Annotated in this window: 24 protein-coding genes; 11 read left to right on the forward strand and 13 right to left on the reverse strand. The window is 43.8% G+C overall.

What is annotated here, in order from left to right; all coding sequences use genetic code 11:
- Positions 1–76: 76 nt before the first annotated feature.
- Together FFF34_001095 and FFF34_001100 are read left to right on the forward strand one after the other, a co-directional pair.
- Entirely contained in the window at positions 77–964 is an 888-nt protein-coding gene (locus FFF34_001095) for a flavin reductase family protein (GenBank protein TSD66026.1), read from the forward strand.
- 108 nt (positions 965–1,072) lie between these two features.
- Positions 1,073–1,798, forward strand: coding sequence for a DUF3891 family protein (locus FFF34_001100; protein ID TSD66027.1), 726 nt, complete (start codon positions 1,073–1,075; stop codon positions 1,796–1,798).
- A 4-nt stretch (positions 1,799–1,802) separates the two neighbouring features.
- Here the strand turns inward: FFF34_001100 and FFF34_001105 are convergent, their stop codons facing one another.
- From FFF34_001105 to FFF34_001140, 8 genes are all read right to left on the reverse strand, one after another.
- Complete coding sequence (locus FFF34_001105; protein ID TSD66028.1) at positions 1,803–2,102, reverse strand: hypothetical protein; 300 nt, start codon at positions 2,100–2,102, stop codon at positions 1,803–1,805.
- Between the two features lie 39 nt (positions 2,103–2,141).
- Positions 2,142–2,891 carry a response regulator gene (locus tag FFF34_001110; GenBank protein ID TSD66029.1) on the reverse strand — a complete coding sequence of 250 codons (750 nt, stop codon included), beginning with the start codon at positions 2,889–2,891 and terminating at the stop codon, positions 2,142–2,144.
- Positions 2,888–3,874: a GHKL domain-containing protein gene (locus FFF34_001115; GenBank protein TSD67929.1), complete on the reverse strand. Its 987-nt coding sequence runs from the start codon at positions 3,872–3,874 to the stop codon at positions 2,888–2,890. The genes FFF34_001110 and FFF34_001115 overlap by 4 nt, the downstream gene beginning before the upstream one ends.
- 70 nt (positions 3,875–3,944) lie before the next feature.
- Complete coding sequence (locus tag FFF34_001120) at positions 3,945–4,280, reverse strand: DUF4288 domain-containing protein (GenBank protein TSD66030.1); 336 nt, start codon at positions 4,278–4,280, stop codon at positions 3,945–3,947.
- Between the two features lie 38 nt (positions 4,281–4,318).
- Positions 4,319–5,170 carry a hypothetical protein gene (locus FFF34_001125; protein TSD66031.1) on the reverse strand — a complete coding sequence of 284 codons (852 nt, stop codon included), beginning with the start codon at positions 5,168–5,170 and terminating at the stop codon, positions 4,319–4,321.
- Positions 5,171–5,344: 174 nt separating this feature from the next.
- Positions 5,345–5,884 carry a hypothetical protein gene (locus FFF34_001130; GenBank protein ID TSD66032.1) on the reverse strand — a complete coding sequence of 180 codons (540 nt, stop codon included), beginning with the start codon at positions 5,882–5,884 and terminating at the stop codon, positions 5,345–5,347.
- 507 nt (positions 5,885–6,391) lie between these two features.
- Entirely contained in the window at positions 6,392–7,432 is a 1,041-nt protein-coding gene (locus FFF34_001135) for an agmatine deiminase family protein (protein ID TSD66033.1), read from the reverse strand.
- 220 nt (positions 7,433–7,652) lie between these two features.
- Positions 7,653–8,522: a carbon-nitrogen hydrolase gene (locus FFF34_001140; protein ID TSD66034.1), complete on the reverse strand. Its 870-nt coding sequence runs from the start codon at positions 8,520–8,522 to the stop codon at positions 7,653–7,655.
- A gap of 178 nt (positions 8,523–8,700) precedes the next feature.
- Here FFF34_001140 and FFF34_001145 point away from each other — a divergent pair, with 178 nt between their 5' ends.
- The 3 genes from FFF34_001145 to FFF34_001155 all read left to right on the forward strand — a co-directional run bounded on the left by FFF34_001145 (position 8,701) and on the right by FFF34_001155 (position 12,316).
- Positions 8,701–9,660, forward strand: coding sequence for a flippase-like domain-containing protein (locus FFF34_001145; protein TSD66035.1), 960 nt, complete (start codon positions 8,701–8,703; stop codon positions 9,658–9,660).
- Positions 9,661–9,793: 133 nt separating this feature from the next.
- Complete coding sequence (locus FFF34_001150; protein TSD66036.1) at positions 9,794–11,569, forward strand: aromatic amino acid hydroxylase; 1,776 nt, start codon at positions 9,794–9,796, stop codon at positions 11,567–11,569.
- 42 nt (positions 11,570–11,611) lie between these two features.
- On the forward strand, positions 11,612–12,316 hold the full coding sequence (locus FFF34_001155) for an SDR family oxidoreductase (GenBank protein TSD66037.1): 705 nt from the start codon (positions 11,612–11,614) through the stop codon (positions 12,314–12,316).
- Positions 12,317–12,367: 51 nt separating this feature from the next.
- Here FFF34_001155 and FFF34_001160 read toward each other — a convergent pair whose 3' ends face one another.
- Positions 12,368–12,706, reverse strand: coding sequence for a single-stranded DNA-binding protein (locus FFF34_001160; GenBank protein TSD66038.1), 339 nt, complete (start codon positions 12,704–12,706; stop codon positions 12,368–12,370).
- A 148-nt stretch (positions 12,707–12,854) separates the two neighbouring features.
- On the opposite strand from FFF34_001160, the gene FFF34_001165 reads away from it, so the two are divergent.
- Positions 12,855–13,247, forward strand: a complete 393-nt coding sequence (locus FFF34_001165) for a hypothetical protein (protein ID TSD66039.1) — start codon at positions 12,855–12,857, stop codon at positions 13,245–13,247.
- Here the strand turns inward: FFF34_001165 and FFF34_001170 are convergent.
- Complete coding sequence (locus FFF34_001170) at positions 13,244–14,443, reverse strand: sodium:proton antiporter (GenBank protein ID TSD66040.1); 1,200 nt, start codon at positions 14,441–14,443, stop codon at positions 13,244–13,246. The genes FFF34_001165 and FFF34_001170 overlap by 4 nt on opposite strands.
- Positions 14,444–14,612: 169 nt before the next feature.
- Here FFF34_001170 and FFF34_001175 point away from each other — a divergent pair, with 169 nt between their 5' ends.
- From FFF34_001175 to FFF34_001195, 5 genes are all read left to right on the forward strand, one after another.
- Positions 14,613–15,680 carry an NADH:flavin oxidoreductase/NADH oxidase gene (locus FFF34_001175; protein TSD66041.1) on the forward strand — a complete coding sequence of 356 codons (1,068 nt, stop codon included), beginning with the start codon at positions 14,613–14,615 and terminating at the stop codon, positions 15,678–15,680.
- Between the two features lie 65 nt (positions 15,681–15,745).
- Entirely contained in the window at positions 15,746–16,165 is a 420-nt protein-coding gene (locus tag FFF34_001180; GenBank protein ID TSD66042.1) for an OsmC family protein, read from the forward strand.
- Positions 16,166–16,246: 81 nt separating this feature from the next.
- The gene (locus FFF34_001185) at positions 16,247–16,837 is read left to right on the forward strand and encodes a DUF4230 domain-containing protein (protein ID TSD66043.1); all 591 of its coding nucleotides are present in this window, start codon (positions 16,247–16,249) and stop codon (positions 16,835–16,837) included.
- Positions 16,838–16,905: 68 nt separating this feature from the next.
- The gene (locus FFF34_001190) at positions 16,906–18,291 is read left to right on the forward strand and encodes an insulinase family protein (GenBank protein TSD66044.1); all 1,386 of its coding nucleotides are present in this window, start codon (positions 16,906–16,908) and stop codon (positions 18,289–18,291) included.
- Between the two features lie 16 nt (positions 18,292–18,307).
- Complete coding sequence (locus tag FFF34_001195; GenBank protein TSD66045.1) at positions 18,308–19,642, forward strand: insulinase family protein; 1,335 nt, start codon at positions 18,308–18,310, stop codon at positions 19,640–19,642.
- A gap of 86 nt (positions 19,643–19,728) precedes the next feature.
- Here FFF34_001195 and FFF34_001200 read toward each other — a convergent pair whose 3' ends face one another.
- The 3 genes from FFF34_001200 to radC form a co-directional block, all read right to left on the reverse strand.
- Entirely contained in the window at positions 19,729–20,838 is a 1,110-nt protein-coding gene (locus FFF34_001200; GenBank protein ID TSD67930.1) for an AI-2E family transporter, read from the reverse strand.
- 140 nt (positions 20,839–20,978) lie between these two features.
- Positions 20,979–21,206 (reverse strand): hypothetical protein, encoded by a 228-nt coding sequence (locus FFF34_001205; GenBank protein TSD66046.1) that lies wholly within the window; start codon positions 21,204–21,206, stop codon positions 20,979–20,981.
- A gap of 148 nt (positions 21,207–21,354) precedes the next feature.
- The gene (radC, locus tag FFF34_001210) at positions 21,355–22,053 is read right to left on the reverse strand and encodes a DNA repair protein RadC (protein ID TSD66047.1); all 699 of its coding nucleotides are present in this window, start codon (positions 22,051–22,053) and stop codon (positions 21,355–21,357) included.
- Positions 22,054–22,141: the final 88 nt, after the last annotated feature.

The following is a 22,141-nucleotide window of genomic DNA, read 5'->3' on the forward strand; positions in this document are numbered from 1 at the left end:
GTAAGCAATGGCGCTAATGCACGGCGACGAGTTTACTTTGTCACTACGCTCCTCGCAATGAAACAGTTACACACATATGCTAACCCTAAACGTAAACAACCTTACGCCAATTCAAATACAATCGTACCTCAACCATGCGGTGGCGCCGAGGCCCATTTGCCTGGCCTCGACGGTGGATGAAGAGGGTAACGTGAATTTGAGCCCCTTTAGTTTTTTTAATTTGTTTAGCGTTAATCCGCCTATTTGCGTTTTCTCGCCATCGCGAAGGGTAAGGGATAATACCACCAAACACACGCTCGAAAATTTGCAGGTAGTGCCCGAGTGTGTCATCAATATCGTTAATTACGATATGGTGCAGCAGGTATCGCTATCCAGTGTGGAATACCCTATAGGGGTAAATGAGTTTATTAAATCGGGTTTAACGGAGTTGCCATCGCAAATGGTTAAACCACCGCGTGTGGCCGAATCGCCGGTGCAGTTAGAGTGTGTTGTGAAGGAGATCATTAGCCTGGGCGATACACCCGGTGCCGGCAACCTGGTTATAGCCGAAATAAAGCTGATACACGTTAAGCCGGATATTTTAAAAGAAGATGGCTCTATAGACCAGGAAAAGATAGACCTGGTGGCTCGCCTGGGCGGCCATTGGTATGCCCGCATTACCGGCGATAACCTGTTTAAGGTAGCAAAGCCTGTTAGTACCATAGGTATTGGGGTTGATGCTATTCCGCATGCTATACGCCACTCAAAGGTGCTTACGGGTAATAATTTGGGCCAACTGGGCAACGTGGTAGCCCTGCCATCTGATGAGGATATTGATGCCTATGCGCAAACTGATGAAATGAAAGAAATTTTTGATGCCACCATTGGTGATTCCCAAACCCGCGAACTGCAGCTGCACCTAAAAGCCAAACACTTATTGGATAATGGTTTGGTGATGGAGGCGTGGATGGTGTTGCTGATGTGATATTGTCATACAGAGCTTGTAGAAGCATGCTGCCGGGTCTTCGAAAGGCTCAGACTGACATCTTTCATTAAATTAAACAATTCGCTCTTCCGATCATTATTTAATTTAATGATCGTAAACTACACAGAAAAAGGCTGGGAAATTATTATGCAGCGGGCGCATGGTGTGCTGGCGGCGCAGGTGGCCGCCCAATGGCGAGTAAAGGACCGCCCGGACAGATGGATGGAAACCCTGATAGCCATTGCCGACCATGATGATGCCCAAACCGAACTGGAAGATGATGACCTGCTTACCCCGCAAGGCGGCCCCGTAAATTTTAAAATGAAGAAGTTTGAAATAGAGCATTGCCGCCGGCTGCACTATTTTTCTGTATCCAAAAGCCGGTACATCGCCTTGCTTACCTCTATGCACATGGTTTTCCTTTACCAACCAGAAGTGGGCACCAACCCATTGGTTAAACCCTTTTTAGCCGAGCAGAAAAGATTGCAAAGTAAGTGGCTTAAAGAATTAAAAATTACTCAAAAAGAGGCAAGTCGGGTTTATGGCCTGATGGAATGGTGCGATGCTTTTTCGTTGTTGCTTGCCCGCCACCAGGTACAACCCGAACAACGCATTTTGGAGGTTAGCCAAGGGCCTGATAACAAGCAGTACAAGCTGATGCAAAAGGCCAATGGCTCGCTCACTGTTAAGCCCTGGCCTTTCCAGGAAAAAACCTTTAGTCTTAATTTAGAGACTCGCGTGCTACCCACCCTGCAATTTAAAACCTGCGATCAGTTTAAAACAGAGCTGGCAGAGGCAATGGTAAGTGAAAAAACCTGGCAGTTAGAAAAGTAATAAATCAATTAAAAGAAGGTGCCGAGGGCAAAAACACAGCGAAGTATACAAACAGTGCTATTACCGTAACCAGGCAGGTATTAAACTGTCTTTTTTCTTTGATGATTAATTTGAAGCGGTATAAGGCGTAAAGTATAGCTATTTGCACAAGGGCAAAAAAAGCAAACCAGGAACAATGTATCACATCATCTACATACGAATTTCCGTATTCACGATATTCGATCACCGCTTTTAGCGCCATAAACGCGTAAAATAGCGCTACGTTAAAAATGTATATCAGCCAGTTAACAAGCCTTTTGTTCATTGTATAAATAGGAAATAAAACAGCAAAATTTGGAAATTATTATATCCCTAACACCTGTTTTAATTTTACGTAGCCGGTTTTGCTTACAGGTATCTTAGCACCCGACTTTAGGATGGCCAGGTGGCTGTCTTTTTCATAGGGATCCAACCGGGTAATTTGCTGTATGGCGATGATATAGGAACGGTGTACCCTCACAAAATAGCGGGGGTCTAAAGTCTTCTCGAAAAAGGCCATGGTCTTATTTTTCAGGAAAGCACCTTCGGCGGTAATAACACTTACATAGTCGTCATCAGCTTGCAGGTATTCTACATCCTGCACGGCTATAATTTTTACTTTGGTGCCGGTTTTTACCACAATACGCTCGTTTTGCGCGGGCGATAACGCGGCCTCTTCCAATAAGGGGTTGGTTTTGGTAACCGGCGTTGGCCCCGGGGGCGCCTGTGCCAAAAGCTTTTCTATCGCTTTTTTAAAGCGCTCTTTACTAAAAGGTTTTAAAAGGTAATCTACCGCGTGTGCCTCAAATGCTTTAATGGCGTACTCGTCAAAGGCGGTGGCAAAAATTACTGCAGGCGGGTTATCTACAAGTTCCAGCATCTCGAAACCGTTTATCTTGGGCATTTGCACATCCAAAAATATCAGGTCGGGCTGGTGTTGCTGTATGGCTTTAAGGCCTTCAAAGCCATCGCTGCACTCCTGTATAACCTCAATTTGTTTAAAATCCTGTAAGTATTCTTGTACAACCATGCGGGCCAATGGCTCGTCATCAATAATTAAAGCGCTAATCGTCATAATTGCGGTATTTTTATTATGGTTGTAAATATATTATCATTTGCATGAGTTTCCATCAAATCGTTGCGTGCAAATATTAAATAAAGGCGGCGTTGCACCCCGCTAAGGCCAAAACCGGTACCTTTTCGTGGTCGGCTGGTTTTTGGGTCGTAGGGATTTTGTATCATGATGATCAAATACTGGTCCTCCGTTTCGGCCCGTATGCTTACGGTAACGTCGCCGGTGGTATCATATAAACCAAATTTAATGGCATTCTCAACCAAGGGCTGTAACAGCATTGACGGCAGCATGGCTTCGCCGCATTTTTCGTCGCAGCTAATTTCGGTTTGCAGGCGGTGGCCAAAGCGCACCTTTTCAATCTCCAGGTATAAGTTAAGGTGTTGCAGTTCGTCGGTAAGGGCTACCTGCAACTTGTCGTCTTTTTTTAGTGTGCCCCGCAAAAAATCCGACAGTTGGTGTATCATTTTACGGGCCTGGTCTGGCTTAAAGCCAATAAGCGCGTTAATAGAGTTTAGGCTGTTAAACAAAAAGTGGGGCTGCAATTGCTGGCGCAGGTTATACAGCTCAGCATCGCGGGCAAGTTTTTCTGCCTCGTTTTTGCGTTGCTCGGTGCGTTTTTGGTCAAGTTGCGAGTAAAACAGCGCGCTTATCATGGCCATCCAGCCTATAGCCAAAAACACCGTAAAAAAGCGTATCACTAACGATTGCGCTAAAAAATTCTGGTAAACTTCGCCCATTTGGAAGAGGGGCATAATCCACCGGCAGCCGGCTGTACAGGCACCGGCAAGGGCCGCGCACCATATAAGCAGGTATATATAGCTTTCTTTATCGGGCTGGTAGTAACGCAGGTTGTTGTTAATAAGCCAGCAGGCACCCGATAGCAGTATGGCGCTTAACCAGCTATCTATCAAAGCTATGTACCAAGTAAAACCAAAACTATGTATAATATAAGCCTGCAAACTGGCCCAAACCAGCCCGCATATAGCAAACGCGCCGAATAGTTTTGATGGTGATAGTTGTGATGCAGCCAAAACGCTTTTTTATCTAAGTTAATTAATTTTTTGTACCCAACAGGGCGGCTTTATGGTGTGCCCAGGCAATGTAGAGGTCCGGGTCGGGTGCTTCGTGTATATTGTAATATAGCTCGGTGCCATCGGTAGGGGCGTTTATGGCGTTTAATTCGGCTACATCAATAAATTGCCATTTAACCGTTTGCTTTTGCACGTTTAAAAAGCTGTCCTGGTTGGCGTGGCCAATGTGGCTGGCTTTTTCGTATGCCTGGTACTCGGTATCGGCGTTTATCAGGCGTAATTGCTCGTCAAACTGTGCATTGTGGTCGCCATTACCGCTTACCACCCTAAAAACTAATTTTGCTACATACCAATTCATAAGCTTGTATTTTGGTTAATGTTAGTTGTGGTTAATTATTAATAGCTGCGGATATCTACCCCTGCAAATAAGGATATGCCTTTTAATACCAACACCTTATTGCTGGTGGCCGACAGGCTGTTTTTTATACGCTTATCATCCACACCTGCAAATACGGCCGACATATCGGGCACTACATGCCAGTTGGCCGGTACGATGATTTTGGTACCGCCAAACACTTGGGTTATATCAATTACTACACGGCCGTTAATATCGGCTTGGGTAAAATCAAGTTCGGTACCACCAAATACGTTCACAATCTCGCCACCGCGGAAGTTTTTTGACAGGATGGTTTTGTTTACCCCGCCAAATACGGCTACGGCATCTAAAACATCATCGTGCGATGCGTATACCGGCTCGCCTGCTGCAGGGTCAACCGGGGGTATAGTGCCTGTGGTATAATCGGGCTGGGTATAATCCGGTTGTGTATAATCGGCAGCGGGTGGTGTTGTGGTATAGGCACTGGCTTTATATTTTTTGTCCCAGTAATCGGCATCGTGTACGGTATTAACGGTGTTTTTCTTTCTAAGGATTATCCAGGCACCTAAGGCAATAATGGCTATGGGCCATATAAAATCGCCGGCATTATTAATATTCCATGTTAACATTAATATTACGCCCAAGGCTATGAGCACAGGCGATGATGATTTTTTGTAATTGTTTTTAGCTCCGGTATACAGGCCGGCAAATATTAACCACATTGGCCACAGGGTTAACCAATGGGGGAAGAAGAATAAATTTAATTGCTTAAGTAAAAGGTAAGCGCCCACAAGAAGCAGAATTACCCCGGCCATCACCTTGCCCTTAGTGGCCCGGTTTGGTTGCTGATCTATATTTATATTGTTAGACATGATTTCTATTTTTAATCTGAACCAAAACTAATGTAACATTTTACATATGCAAACGCATAATTGGCAATATCATTAAAGAAGTCGGTAAGTAAGGATAAATTGTCGGTGAAAAATTAGCGGCGTGTGGATGGGTAGTTGTCTATTATTATTTCTGAGAGTGAGTTATGGTTGTCACTATCTGTAAAAATTGTCCGAATCACCTCCGTTTAACAACCAATTATCAGTATTATTATTAATGTATGTCCTTACATTCGCAAGCTCTTTTTCGTTACGGATTACTCTGTCATAATAACTTGATTGCCACGAAAAGTCAATGCCATTTAGCATGGTATATTGCTTAACGGATGACTTATAACCTCTGATAATAGATGCTAAATCTTTTGATTGAGGGCCCGCCTTATTGATCTCCCAGGTCGTCTTATCGGGCTTATTAATAAACAATACACCATGCACATGGTCGGGCATTATTACAAATTCATCTAATTCGACATAAGGATGGTAAATAGGTATTTGCATCCAGTTATGGTAGGCGATATCAGCAACTGGCGTCTTTTCTAGTAAAGCCTGACTTTCTATCCCGCTTTTAATTTCGCCAAAATATGGAACACGGTCTTTGGTGCAAATAGTTACAAAATACAAAGCGTGCGAACCATAATCCCAACCCGTTAACCGGGCAGACTGAACACGGTATTTTTGTTTATATTTTTCTTCCATTTAACGTAGAGGCGCGATACTTTGCGCCTTAATGAATGTGAATTTAATAAATAATTTAATAGCTATATGTATTAGAGGCGCAAAGTATTGCGCCTCTACAAAAGGGTCTTTTTTGAAATCATTGTAATTAACGTAGAGGCGCGATACATCGCGCCTTAATAAATAATTATACGGTTGTTTCTAAAGGAGAATGTGTACAAGAGGCGCGAAGTATCGCGCCTCTACGATATTGCCGCTTTTGGAACCATTGTAATTAATGTAGAGGTGCGATACATCGCACCTTAATGAATAATTCAACGGTTGTTTCAAAAAGCGAACTGTGTACAGGAGGCGCGAAGTATCGCGCCTCTACGATAGGATAGGCGAATATTTCCCACCTTTTGAACCGTTACAATCCCGTAGAGGTGCGATACATCGCATCTTAATGAATAATTCAACGGTTGTTTCATAAAGGGAACCGCGTACAGGAGGCGCGAAGTATCACGCCTCTACGATAGAAAATAACCCCTACACCGCCGGCTCCTGCTGACTCAAGCAATGGAAACTCCCCAATCCCCAGATAATATCGGTCGAATCTATACCCACCACCTTCCTGTCGGGGAAACAGCCTTGTAAAATATCCAATGCCTTATCATCATGTTTGCTGCGGTAGGTGGGTACTATCACCGCCGAATTGGCAATGTAAAAGTTAGCGTACGATGCTGGCAGGCGCTGGTCGTCGTATATCACCGCGTCGGGCATAGGCAGTTCAACTATGTTCAATTGCTTGCCGTTAAGCAGGCGCATGTTTTTAAGGGCCTGCAGGTTCTCTTGCAGCAAGTGGTAGTTTTCGTCATTTTTATTTTGCTCAACCACGGTAACTACCGTATCGGTATTTACAAAGCGGGTAATATCGTCAATATGGCCGTCGGTATCGTCGCCAACAATGCCATCGCCCAGCCAAAGTATTTGTTCAACACCGTAGTAATTTTGCAAATATCCCTCTATCTGCTGCTGGTTTAAATGCGGGTTACGGTTTTTGTTGAGCAGGCAGGCGGTAGTAGTAAGCAAAGTACCTGCACCGTTGAAATCAACCGAGCCGCCTTCCATCACAATACCGGGATGGTATACCGGCAGGTTAAAGTGCCCGCCAATTTTAGTGGGTATAACATCGTCCAGGTCGTATGGGGGGTATTTGTCGCCCCAGGCATTATAGCCCCAATCAACAATGGCTTTTTCTTTGGTTTCGTAATTCACCAAAAAGGCCGGGCCATGGTCGCGGCACCAGGCATCGTTAGTACAAAATTCAAAAAACTCCACCTTGTTTAGGTCGGCACCAACTACCATTAACTGCTGTTTTGCAAATGCGGCCATTTGCTCGTCAACCACGTTGATGCGTACAATCTCGCCTTCGGTCAATACCTTAATAAACTCGGCATATTTACCGTATATCATACCCAGTTTACCCGGCCATGATGCTTCTTTATGCGGCCAGCTAAGCCAGGTAGCGGTATGTTTAGCCCACTCTGCTGGGAAATGTAGTCCGGTTGGTATGTTGGATGATTGCATGTTTGTGTTGTTATTATCAAAACGTCATTGCTTCTTGAAAACCGTCATTGCGAGGTACGAAGCAATCTCCCTATAGGCATATTCGCATTGCACAGTTCTGAGATTGCTTCGTGCCTCGCAATGACGCATTGGGGAGCCCCCTCTAAATCTCCCCCGGTAGGGGAGACTTTAATAAATCTAATATTAAAAGCCCTCCCTACCGGTGAGGGTTGGGTGGGGCTTAATCCCCATCAATTAAACGTTTCGTAATCGGTTGATAGCTGTCTATCCTCCTGTCGCGTAAAAACGGCCAGTGGCTGCGGTAATAGTCAGATTTATCCAAATCAAGCTCCATCACTACCACTTCTTCTTTATCGGGCGTGGTTTGGTGCATTACGGCACCAAATGGGTTGGCAAAAAACGAGCCTCCCCAAAATTTTACACCAGCCTCTTCGCCTACACGGTTTACGCTTACCACGTATACACCATTAGCCACCGCGTGCGACCGTTGTATAGTTTGCCATGCGTTGTATTGCTCAACGTTGGTAGCTTCGTCCTGCGTGGTGGCCCAGCCTATGGCGGTTGGGTAAAATAGTATTTCGGCACCCATTAGGGCGGTTATGCGTGCAGCTTCGGGGTACCATTGGTCCCAGCAAATTAATACCCCTATGGTAGCAAACTTGGTTTTAAAAACCTTGTAGCCTAAATCGCCGGGGGTAAAGTAAAATTTCTCGTAAAAGCCCGGGTCGTCGGGTATGTGCATTTTACGGTATTTACCCAGGTAGCTGCCATCGGCATCTAAAACCGCGGTGGTGTTATGGTATACACCTTGCGCGCGTTTTTCAAACAACGATGCAATGATGACCACGCCCAGTTCGCCTGCCACAGCCGATAAGGCATCGGTTGAGGGGCCGGGGATAGCCTCGGCTAAGGCAAAGTTGTCGTAATCTTCTACATCGCAAAAATACAGCGATGTAAAAAGCTCCTGCAGGCAAATGATTTGCGCGCCCTTGGCAGCCGCTTCTCTTACCTTAACAATTGCTTTATCCAGGTTTTCCTGTTTGTTTGCCGTGCAGCTCATCTGCACTAATCCCACTTGTACTTTAGCCATGCCGCAAAGTTAATAATTATTGAATTACTGATTTATTGAATTACTGATTTATTGAGTTGTTATTTCAATAGTTTAACTAATAAAGCATTGGTTGCCTTGTTTGTTGATAATGTTAAAATCTGTGAAATCGCTGTTATTAAATTAGTGTAATCCAAAAAAAACATAGCTTTGCACCCGGATGAAAGACATTGTACAAACCGAGGTGGACGAAACAGAAAGAGCCCTTAAGCCCAAAACCTGGAAAGATACCGCCTGGAGCATTACCAAAGTTGTGCTTAAGTTTGCCGTAACATCGGTTTTGCTGTATTTTGTTTTTCGTAAGGTAAACTTTAACGATGTTAAGTACCGGCTTATACACGCCAATTATTGGTGGATGCTGGCCGCCCTTATCAGTTTTTTTGCATCGATGGTGCTATCCTCCTGGCGATTGCTTAGCTTTTTCCGGTCTATCGACCTAAAACTCGACCCACGATTTAACTTCCGCTTATACCTGCTGGGCTTATTTTATAACTTTTTGCTGCCGGGCGGCATTGGCGGCGATGGGTACAAAATATACATCCTTAATAAAAACTATAAGCTGCCCGCTAAGAAGGTGTTTTGGGCCCTGATGTTTGACAGGCTTAGCGGCTTGTGGGCCATAGGCCTTATTATAGTAGCCCTTATATTTTTAATACCGCAGATAGATATTCACATAGGTATACCGCTCAGCATTTTTATAGGCGGTTCAATCATTTATTATTTTGTGGCCTATAAGTTTTTTAGAGAGTATACCCGTTACTTTTTCGAGGCGCATTTAAAAGCGGTTGGCGTGCAGGGCCTGCAGGTGCTGGCTATCGTATTTATATTAATAGGGCAAGATTTTCATGGTAAGTTTTCGCCCTATTTGTTGTCGTTTTTGATATCGGCATTAGCCACCATTGTGCCTATCAGCGTAGGCGGCGCGGGCATCCGCGAAACGGTGTTTACCTGGCTTACCAAGTTTTTCCCGATGGAAAAAAGCCTGGCGGTGTTTTTACCCGGCTCGTTTTACATTATATCTTTATTAGTAGCCCTATTTGGTATTTACTACGTTGTACGCCCCAGCAGGCTGGAAAATGGCTTGCCTAAAGCGGAACAAAATTCCGAAAGTGAAAGTTAAATCCGTATTAAATTTTATTATAAATTTATTTACAAAATAATAGCGCAATAGATGTTAAATGTTGCCATATTATAAAAATTCCGTAAATCATATTGCCTAATTTTACGTTTTATAATAACTAATAAAACCAAAAATGAGCGATTTTAATGATTTTAATAACCCGCAGGTAGCTGCACTTCCACGTCATTTAAAGCAGTTTATTGTAAACCAGCATTACGAGCATTACACCCCGGTAGACCATGCCGTATGGCGCTACGTAATGCGGCAAAACTACAGCTACCTAAAAGATGTAGCTTATTACCCCTATATACCCGGTTTGCAAAAAGCGGGCCTCACTATTGAAAAAATCCCCGATCTGCAGGATATGAATAACGCGCTGGCCAAAATTGGCTGGGGTGCCGTAACGGTTGATGGCTTTATACCACCTGCCGCCTTTATGGAGTACCAGGCTTACCGGGTGCTGGTGATAGCAGCGGATATAAGGCAGCTAAACCATATAGAATATACCCCCGCGCCGGATATTATACACGAGTCGGCAGGGCATGCGCCTATTATTGCCGATAAAGATTATCACGAATACCTAAGCTATTTTGGTTCGATAGGGGCTAAGGCGATGTTTAGCGCGCAGGACTTTGAATTGTACGAGGCGATACGCGCCCTAAGTATATTAAAGGAGATGCCCGATGCCGATGAGGCCGAAATTAAACAGGCCGAGGAGCTGCTGGCTTACAAGCAGGATAACATGGGCGAACCATCGGAAATGGCCCTGCTAAGCCGACTGCACTGGTGGACGGTAGAGTACGGCCTGATAGGGACGCTGGAACAGCCCAAGATATATGGAGCCGGCCTTTTATCCTCCATAGGCGAAAGTGCCAGCTGTATGATGGAAGAGGTGAAAAAGCTGCCCTACACCATTGATGCCGTTAACTATAGTTACGATATCACTAAAACGCAGCCCCAGCTGTTTGTTACCCCAACCTTCCAAAACCTGATAGATGTTTTAGAGCAATTTGCCGATACCATGGCCTTTAGGCGTGGCGGCGTATATGGGCTGCAAAAGGCAGTAGATAGTAAAAACACTTGTACAGCGGTTTACAGTTCGGGTTTGCAGGTGTCGGGTACGTTTACCGATTTTGCTGACGATAACGGGCAACCCAGCTTCATTAAAACCACCGGGCCAACGGCGTTGGCAGTAAACGATAAGCAATTGACGGGACATGGTAAAAGTTATCATCAAGATGGCTTCAGTTCGCCGGTTGGTAAGCTAAAGGGTCACGATAAACCGCTGGAAGATTTTACCGGGGAAGACCTTGCATCCGCAGAAATAAATGTTGGCAAACAGGCAAAATTATTGTTTGAAAATGATATATTAGTAACAGGCGAGGTAAGCAATATTTTGCAAAATAATGGAAAGATAGTACTGATAACCCTGCATAAATGCACGGTGACCAACAAAAATAACGAAGTGTTATTTGACCCGTCGTGGGGTGTTTACGACATGGCGATAGGCGAGAAGATAACTTCTGTATTTTGCGGCGCGGCAGATAAAGACGCGTTTTTAGAGATAGCCTATAAATCAAACACAGGCACCCACCACCCGCAATACGATTATAAAACACTGGAACTGCATAAGTTATACCAGCAGGTGCGTAACCGCCGCCATACGGGCGGCGACATGGGTTTTTTAGGTAATGTATGGATGATGCTGCAACGCTACCATTACGACGATTGGCTGTGCGCCCTTGAAATACTGGAACTGCTTGACCATGAGGGTGCAGAACCTGCTCTGGCACATAAGATAAGGAAATTCCTGGAGCACAAAGCCGCCAACCAACCCGAGTACAAAAAGCTGATAACCGATGGCTTGTACCTGATAAAGCATCCGGTAGAAGAGAAGTTGGTAGTTTAGTTTGTAATACTAAATTTGCAGGTAACACATCATAAGGGTATTATGAACATTATAATAACTGGCGCCAGTAGCGGCGTAGGCTTCGAGGCTGTATTGGAGTTGATATTATCGGGCAAGCACAAGGTAATAGCTTTGGCGAGGTCGCAAAATAAGCTGGAAAAGCTGTTGGATATTGCTAAGGGCTTAAACCCTGATTGTGAACTATATGCCATAGCATTTGATATTGTACATGATGATTATGCCGGGCTGCAGCAATTTATAAGCGCCAATTTTGACGGCCGGGTAGATGTGCTGGTAAACAACGCCGGTGTGTTGATTAATAAACCCTTTACGCAACTATTAGAAAGCGACTTTGTAGAGATGCTGCAAAGCAATTACATTGGCCACGTGCGCATTATACAAAGCTTACTGCAATATATGGGCGAGGGGGGCCATATACTTAATATAGGCAGCATGGGCGCTTATCAGGGCAGTGCAAAGTTCTCAGGGCTTTCGGCCTATTCGGCCAGTAAGGCTGCGTTGCATACCTTAACTGAATGCCTGGCGCAAGAGCTTGTTGAACAAGGCATTAAAGTAAACTGCCTGGCACTCGGTTCGGCGCAAACCGAGATGCTGGAACAAGCTTTCCCCGGGTACGAATCGCCGGTGATGGCCTTTGAAATGGGCAAGTATATTGCCGACTTCGCCGTTACAGGGCAACGTTTCTTCAACGGAAAAGTGTTACCCGTAGCGCTATCAACGCCATAACAAACATAAAACCCTCTCTCCGCAGGCGGAGAGAGAGGGGGAGTAAAAATCTTATACCTTCGTGGCCATCTTTATAAACTCATTCACTACAACCTCGGTCACATAGCGCTTTACGCCATCCTTATCATTATAATTACGCGATGCCAGCTTACCTTCAATAATTATCGAATCGCCCTTTTTTAAATAGGTTTCGGCAAGGGTGGCCTGCGCACCCCATAGTACTGCGCTATGCCATTGCGTTTCAGTCACTTTTTCACCTTTATCATTTTTATGGGTTTCATTGGTAGCGATAGATATCCGCGCCAGTTTGCGGTTATTATCAAAAGTTCTTACATCAGGATCGTTGCCCAGGTTGCCAATTAATAGTACGCTGTTTTTAATAGTGTTCATGCTGTTTAAATTTGTTTTTACTCAATAATTATTCGACAGCACAAAGTTGCAGCAGCAGCAAAAAATATTCGGATAACAAATGCTTATAAACGACAATATCCATTTGTAAACGTTTGCAAACGGATAATATATTCATTATCTTTAACTTGTGAATACCGAAAGACATTGTTTGGATTGCGGCACTATACTGCATGGCCGTGCCGATAAAAAGTTTTGTAATGACTTGTGCCGTAACAATTATAACAATCAGCTTAACAGCAACAGTTATAACTTGGTACGAAACGTAAACAATATACTGCGCCGCAACCGCCGCGTAATGGAAGAATTGAATCCATCCGGAAAAACTAAAACTACGCGCGAAAAGCTGCTGGTAAAAGGCTTTGATTTTGATTACTTTACAAGTGGCTACAAAACACAAGCCGGCGCGCAGTATCTATTTTGTTATGAATATGGCTATCTGTTACTTGATAACGACGAGGTATTGTTAGTAAAGAACAAAAAAGAGGTAGATAAATTTGCCGACGATGCGGCTAAAGGTTAAACATCTTCAAATTCCTGGCTGCTGCGTGTGTGCCTTCTGGTGGCTAAAAGGCCTAGGCTCATGATAATACTGGTGCCTAATATCACCACAAACAACAAACCGGTACCAACCGCAGGTATTTTTACATCGGAAGGCAGGTTGTAGTACAGCAGCACACTTATAAGCCCTCGCGGGATGATCACCAACTCGGGCATAAGGCTGGTTTTAAGCGCCAGTTTAATATACAGGAACCTAACCAGGTAAATTACCAATAACACCAAACCGCCGTTTATAATTACCGCCCAGTTTTGCAATTGGTACACATCCATAGTATAGCCAAATATGATGAAAAAGAAAGTGCGCATAATAAAGGCGCTTTCGGCAGATAGCTGAAACAGTTGTTTAATGTCGTAACCCAGGGTAGGGTAAATAAATAATTTACGGAACCACTCTATCCTTATTTGTCCTGCATTATTTAAAAATAAGCCCAGCGCCAATACTATTATCAGCGATGATAAATGGTATGACTGGCCTATACAATACACCAATATAAGTATAGATATGATAAGGAAGGATTTGATATGGTGTGTAAGCCTGCCTATTAGGTAAAGCAACAACAGGCACGAGCAAATGGCTACAAACAGTATAACCGTCAATTCTATACCCAACTTGGCAAAGGCTGATATATTGATCTGCTTATTACTAAGCATAAAGTTAAACAGGATAACGGTGAGTATATCAGAGAAAGACGATTCATAAATAATAAACTCCTTTTTCTCTTTACTCATGCCCGATGCGGAGGGGATGGCAATTGCCGAACTTACAACGCAAAAGGGTATGGCATTAATAAAGCATTTGTAAACAGTATCGCCGCTGATATACCAAAAGGCCGCTGTGATCAGGCAACTTGTAAATAACAATATGCACAATGCCGAAATAAACGACTTTTTAATAACGGCGTTTTTACTTTTGCTGTATTTTAACTCAAGCGCTCCTTCAAAAACAATGAGTATAAGGCCCAAGGTGCCCAATGCGGGTAATATATTTGTGAAATTAAATTTAAGCAGACCAAAGTAATCTACCGCAAGTCGTATACCTATGCCTAAAAACAACAGTAATATTACCGAGGGTATTTTGGTTTTGCCTGCTATCAGGTCAAACAGGTAGCTAAAAATAACCAACCCGCTAAGGATGATCAGTGTGGTGTATGTAGTCAAATTATATTCTTTATCGTGGCTAAAAGTAAATTACTGTTTAACTAATGGGGCAACGTAAAAGCTTTGTTATTGTTCATCCCAAGGTAAATAAACAAAGCGGCAGTGTATTTTACAAAAATATGAAGCTGCAAAGTACGTTAGTTTACATATTTGCACAAAAAACAACTGCATGGCACATCTATTCTCCCCCCTAAAAATAAAAAGCATTGAATTAAAGAACCGTATTGTAGTATCGCCTATGTGCGAATACTCTAGTATCGATGGTTTTGCTAATAACTGGCACCTGGTACATTTAGGTGCCTTTGCAACAGGCGGGGCTTCGCTTATTATTACGGAGGCCGCAGCAGTATCGCCCGAAGGCCGTATTACCTTCGCCGATTTAGGTATATGGAAGAATGAGCATATTGCCAAATTAAAAGAGATAACCAATTTTATTGAAGAACAAGGCGCTATAGCCGGTATACAATTGGCACACGCCGGCCGCAAAGCCAGCCATACGCAACCATGGGCAGGGGGCAAACAACTGTTACCAACACAAGAGAATGGCTGGGAAACTTTTGCGCCAAGCGCTGTACCCTTTACCGACAGTGAAGTACCCCCAATAGCATTAGATAGGGCAGGAATACAAAAAGTGGTAGCCGATTTTAGGGCCGCCGCCGAACGTGCATTAGCTGCCGGTTTTAAGGTGATTGAACTGCATGGCGCGCATGGTTATTTACTGCACGAGTTTTTATCGCCGCTGAGCAACCACCGTACCGACGAATATGGCGGGTCGTTTGAGCACCGCATACGTTTTGTGCTGGAAATTATTGCAGCCGTAAAACAAGTTTGGCCCGAAGAATACCCGCTGTTTGTGCGTATATCTGCAACCGACTGGGCAGAAGGTGGCTGGACGATAGACGACTCAGTAGCGTTAGCAAAGATATTGAAGGAAAAAGGGGTAGACCTTGTAGATTGCTCTACAGGTGGTAACGTTGCAGGTGTGCGCATACCGCTTAAACCCGGCTACCAGGTTCAATTTGCCGAAGCGGTTAAGCACCAGGCGGGGGTACTTACGGGCGCTGTCGGCCTGATAACCGAACCGCAGCAGGCCGACGAAATTATACAAACCGGCCAGGCCGATGTAGTATTGCTTGCCCGCGAAATGCTGCGCGACCCACACTTTGCGCTGCGCGCCGCTCATATTTTGGGCCACGAGGCAAAATGGCCGGTGCAATACGAGCGTGCTAAATGGTAACACTATATTATTTTTATTTTCAACCTAACACAGTAAATTAGCAAAAACTAAACAAAACTACAACTATGAAACGCACAGCAAACGCACATTGGAATGGTACCCTGCAAGAAGGGAAGGGCGAAATAACAACACAAAGCACTATTCTTAACAAAACACAATACTCATTTAAAACCCGTTTTGCCGATGGTATTGGCACAAATCCCGAAGAATTGATAGCTGCCGCGCATGCAGGCTGCTTTACAATGGCTGTTGGCGCTGCTTTAACACAGCAAGGTATTACGCCGGGCGATTTAACCACCGATGCCATTTTAGACTTGGATATGCAGGCCTTAGAAATTAAAGGCATCCACCTGGAACTGAAAGCATCTATTATTGATGGTGTTGATGAAGAGAAATTTAAAGCAGTTGCTGAAGGCGCAAAGAGCGGTTGTATTGTATCAAAAGCACTACGTGTGCCTATTACATTAAATGTAACTTACGCCTAAGTAAATTATAAACTACGGTAAATAGCGAAGGTGCAAACCATCGCTATTTTTGTTTGTAGCTATGGGTAAATACCTGTAATCATGCTTAATACTTCCCGTTCCCGTATATCTCTTACGCTGATGTTTGCCCTGGTGATCACGGGGTTTCTCATCTTTTTGTTTTTTTATATAAAGCACCAGTTTAACAGTACCCGCACCGAAGTTACCCAGGATGCCATGGTATCGCGCATTATATCGATGGGTAAGCTGGAACTGGTTAAATATGCCATGAAGGATGTGGTGGAGAAGAAGGAGATACATACCTTGCTGCCAGATTCGCGCGTGCTGTTTGTTGCCGTAGGCGAGGTCACCGCCTGTATAGATTTGACCAAAGTAAAAAAGACAGACATCAACCAAGGTAAAGATACCGTAAGTATTATACTGCCCCAGCCCGAAGTTTGTTATGTAAAGTTAGATCATCAGCAGTCGCGGGTTTACGATGTTTCGGGAGTGTGGTTTTCTGATAAGGCTAAAACCATGGTAGAGGATGTGTATAAAATTGCCGAGCAAAAAATGCTGACCAGCGCCAACCAAATGAACCTGATGGGCAAAGCCCGGGAAAACGCGGGGCTGATATTTAAACCCTTCCTGGAGAACGTATCAGGCAAAAAAGTAGTGATAAGTTTTAAATAAACGTTGCTTTAAACTAAACATTTAATTATAAGTATTTATATTAGGGGTGTTATAATTAAATCATAAATATGACCCCGAAACTGACTAAACTATTATCATTAACTGCAGCAGGTTTATTATGCAGCTTGCTTGCAGTGGCCCAGCCGCGGCTGCCCGCAAATTACTTTTGGAAAAAGCTACCCAACGGATTGGAAATTGTTGTTATTGAGAATAGTAAAGTACCATTAGCTACTATTGAAATTGCCGTAAAGAACGGTGCTTACACCGAAGGCCCCGAGTATAGCGGTCTCTCGCACTTGTTTGAGCACATGTTTTTTAAAGCGAATAAGGATTATCCAACCCAGGAACTGTTTTTAAAACGTGTTCGTGAACTTGGGTCCGGTGACCTTTGGAACGGTACAACTGGAAACGAGCGTGTTAACTATTATTTTACGCTTGGAAAAGATAGCCTTGCAGCTGGTTTGAAATTATTAAATGCATCAACCCGCTTTCCAATATACCGTGAAGAGGATATGGTAAAAGAACGCCCTGTTGTTGACGGCGAGTTTCAGCGTAACGAGAGCAGCCCGGGTTTTCAATTATATTACCAGATAAATAAAGACCTTTGGGGCGACCTGATCACCCGCAAAATGCCTATAGGTATACATGAGATCATCAATACGGCCACTCCCGAAAAGATGATGATCATCAAGGATAAATATTACCTGCCAAACAATAGTTTGCTCATAATTTGCGGAGATGTTAAGCACGATAATGCCTTTAAACAAGCTGAAGCCATTTTTGGCGACTGGAAAAGCAGCGGCGAAGACCCAAATGTAAAATACCCTATCCCACCGTTTCCGGCGTTAGATAAGAGTGTGGCTTTTGTAAAAGAAAGCTCAATTGCCCGCACACCCTTTGCCATGTATGCATGGCAGGGCCCCGCTTACATGACAGATTCGGCAGCTACAGTAGCTGTTGATGTATTTAGTAAGATCACCGATCTGAATTCATCAAAACTGCAACAGGCTTTAATTGATAAGGGGCTGGCATCATCAGTAAGCTTTACTTACTCTACATCGCACTACAAGGGTTTAATGTACATGTTTGTGGTACCTAACCCTAACAAACTAAAAGAGTGTAACGATGAGGTGCAAAACCAGCTTAGCCAGTGGGGTAACGCCGACTATTATACCGACGAGCAACTTGCAGATGCAAAGGCAATATTATTACGTGATAACAGCCGCAGTAAAGAGAAGCCATCCAGCCTGCCATCGCAGCTAAGCTACCAATGGTGCAGCACATCGCTAAATTACTATACCGACCTAACCAGTAATTATCAAAAGGTTACCCGTGCGGATATAGCAAAATTTATAAATACCTACATAAAAGGTAAACCAATGGTAAGCGGTTTAATATTAACACCCGAACTGAATAAAACGGTAAACGCGAATGCGTTTTTTGTAGCTAAGTAATTTTAATTTAATAAAGATGAAAAAATATATATACCTATTGCTTATTGCCGCAGCTACCGGGAGTGTTAAAACCGCCAGCGCCCAGGATAAAGCATACGATATGATGGTTGATGGTGTTAAAGTGATTGTACAGCCAAGCGGTAACGATATTGTGGAGATACAAACAATTATAAAAGGTGGGGTGCAAAACTATCCGGCCGATAAAATGGGCATCGAAAGCATGGCGATGAACGCGCTTACCGAATGCGGTACTTTAAAGCACGATAAAAACAGCTTTAAAAACGCGCTCGAAAAGGTAAGTGCGGCGGTTGGTGCCGGCACCAACAAAAACTTTTCGGTAATACGCCTAAACTGTATAAAAGGCGATTTTGAAACCGCTTGGCCCTTATATGTTGAAGCGATAACCATCCCTAAGTTTGAACCTAAAGAGTTTGAACGTATTAAACAAGATGCCATAAACGAATTAAAAGCGTCGGAGTCAAACCCTGATGAGGCCATTGATAAATATGCCGATAAGGTGGCCTTTGCAGGGCGTGATTATGTAAAGGACCCTGACGGTACACCCGAGATCATACAAAAACTAACACCGGCCGAAACGCAGGCTTTTTACCGGTCGATATTAACCAAATCGCGCATGTTTATTGTGGTGGTGGCCGATCTTAGCCGCGCCGATATAGAAGCCAAGGTAAAAGGCTTGCTTAGCGGCGTAAAGCAAGGAGCGCCATTCCAGCTAAAAAAATCATTCTTCAGGGTGTATAAGAACACCTTCTCGGCCGAGGGGCGCGAATTGGCTACCAATTATGTAGAGGGTATTACCAGCGGCCCCGCACCTGGCACGCCTGATTATGACGCCTTTAACGTAGCTATGCGAATTTTTGCAGATAAGCATTTTTTAGATGTGCGTACCAACAACGGCTTATCATACGCCCCACAGGCATGGTTTAGCCCCGGTGCAACATCAGTGGCTAAGTTTTCGGTATCAACTACACAGCCAGATAAGTATATAGCCGTGTTTGATAAACTGGTTGATAAAGTTAAGACCCAGGGATTTAACAATGCCGAAGTTGCCGATATGAAGGTGACCTACCTTACCGGTTTTTACTATAAAAACGAAACCAACACTGCGCAGGCATCGTCAATGGCATCAAACGAAGTATTGCACAGCAACTGGAAACGTAGCTTAACGCTGGCAAACGATGTTAAAAAATTAACAACCGAGCAGGTGAGCGACGCCTTTCGTAAATATATTGGCAACATTATATGGGTATACCAGGGCGACCCTAAAAAGGTAAACCCGCTGTTGTTTACCAACGGCACCTTGGGCAAAGGCGATAACCCGGTTAATCATTAAGCTAAAGCCGAAAGTCCATAGTCGTTTGCGGCTATGGACTTTTTTAATGCATATAAACGAAAGACTTAGAACTTATGACTCCCGACTTAAGACTTCTCTGCCGGTAGCACCGCCTTTTTACGCGCCCTGCTGCCCCACATGGCACCTTTGTGGCGGGTGGGTATATTATCGCCCAATAGCTTGCCCCATGGTTTTAGGCCGTCAATACGGTCGAAAATTATTTTAAGCACCGCTACAAAGGGGATAGATAAAAACATACCCGGTATGCCCCAAAGCTGGTTGCCAAGCAACACTACTATGATAGACATTAGCGCGTTGATCTGTACTTTTGACGATACAATACGCGGTACCAATATGTTATTATCAATAAACTGTATCACTATATAAGCTACAATCACGCCTAACTGGGTCGAGTAGCCATCCTTGGTAACCGTAGCCATAAGCACAGGCAAGGCAATGGCAATTATACCACCAAGGTATGGGATAAGGTTAAGTATAGCCCCTATACAACCTATCAGCAAACCATACTTTACGCCAAGCAGTATTAACGCTGCCGAGTTCATAGCAGCTACTATCATCATTTCTATCAATAAACCAACAATATAGCTTTGTATGGCCGATTTGGTCTCCCTTAAAACCTCGCTTACCTTGTTCGAGTTTTCTTCGGCAAAGCTTTCGTATAAAAAATTCAGTATAAGCGTTTTGTACAGCAGCATAAAAAATATGTACACCGGCAGTAAAAACACAATGGCCAGCGTACCTAAAACACCGTTGAGCGTTTTGCCCACCAATGCCTGGCTGTTGCTTAAGCCCTCTTTTATCATTTGGTCTTGCTTGGCAATGGCTATACCAAAGGTTTGTTGTACCCATTGCTTTAGGGTGATGGTAATTTCGCCAAACTTTTGCTTTAGCATAGGCAACGAATCGCCAAACTGTATGATTTGTGTAGACAGGAAGTAGAAAACCCCTGCAACGGCAATAATGGCCACAAGCATGGCTATGGCTATTGAGAGGGCAGGCTTAATGCCATACTTTTGCAGCCTGTTGCAAAGCGGGTTTAGCAAAACAGCTATAAATGCAGCAAAGGCAAGCGGTATTAAAATATCAGCCAGTTGCGATAGGGTATAAACCAACAGCACCAAACCAAATAATATGGCAGTGCTTTGTATATAAAAAGGCTGATCTTTAATTTTTATAGACATGTAGATGTTTTTGCAATAAACACAAAAGGAGTTTAGGCCTTAATTGTTTCAATTGCCCTAAAAAATCAGCATAAGGCATATATTAATACGTTACTACAGTACAATAACGTATTAATGATTTATATGCTATTCTATCAATCCTCATCCAAATCATCGCCATCGCCGCTAATATCCAGCGTATACGATGGTTCTGCGGCATCATAGGCGCTTTGGGCCTGCTGTGTTTCGTCGGTTTCGCCAATATCGTTATTGGTATCATCAAAGCCGTTTGAATGAATATCCTGCTGACTCATTTGCTCATCATTTTGGCTTATCTGGTCGTCCTGATGTAATTGCTCGTCCTGGTCTTTTGGCTCTATCATGGTGGTATGGTTTAATATAGTTTATTTTTAGAACGTGTAAGGTACGGGGTTGTTTGTATCAATTATGATTTTAGATGTACGATGTTAGATTTAACACGCCGTGGCTACTGCCAGTCAAAATCTAAAATCGTACATCAAAAATCTAAAATCAAAGCACTCCTTCATCACCAAAGCTATAATAGCCGCTATCGGTTATAATCAGGTGGTCTAATACATTAATATCCAGCATACGGCCTGCGTCGGCTATTTTTTTGGTAAGTAAAAGGTCCTCGCGGCTGGGCTTTAAATTACCCGATGGGTGGTTGTGTATCATAATAATTCCGCTTGCCTGGTGCTGTATAGCCATGTGGAAAATGATACGCGGGTCGGCAACGGTGCCACTTAAGCCACCTTTACTTACCAGCTCTTTAGCCAGCACCTTTGATGAACGGCCTATCAGCATAATCCAAAACTCCTCATGGTTAAGGTCTATAAACTGGCGGCGCATAATGTTGTAGGCATCGCGGCTGCTTTTTACTTCGTCTAATATTTTTATTTCGGTGTCGCCTCTTCTTCTGCCAATCTCAAGCGCGGCTATTATAGATATTGCTTTGGCTTCGCCTATACCCTTAAACTTGCATAGCTCGCTGATGGATGCCTTGCCCAGTTTGTTCAGGTCGTTCTCGTAATGGTGAAGGATGCGTTTGCTTAGCTCAACAGCACTTTCATTACGGCTGCCGCTGCCAATTAATATAGCAATAAGTTCGGCATCGGTTAGGGCACGGCGGCCTTGGCCACTTAGTTTTTCGCGGGGGCGGTCCTCTTCGGCCCACGATTTTATACCGATCTTATTATCGTAATTTTCCAATGCTGCGGTGTAGGTTTATCAGCATCTAATATAAAATAAATCCACAAAAAAAGGGGACAATGCATGTGCATTATCCCCTTTTTAAGTA

The organism is Inquilinus sp. KBS0705 (genome assembly GCA_005938025.2).
Lineage (GTDB): Bacteria > Bacteroidota > Bacteroidia > Sphingobacteriales > Sphingobacteriaceae > Mucilaginibacter.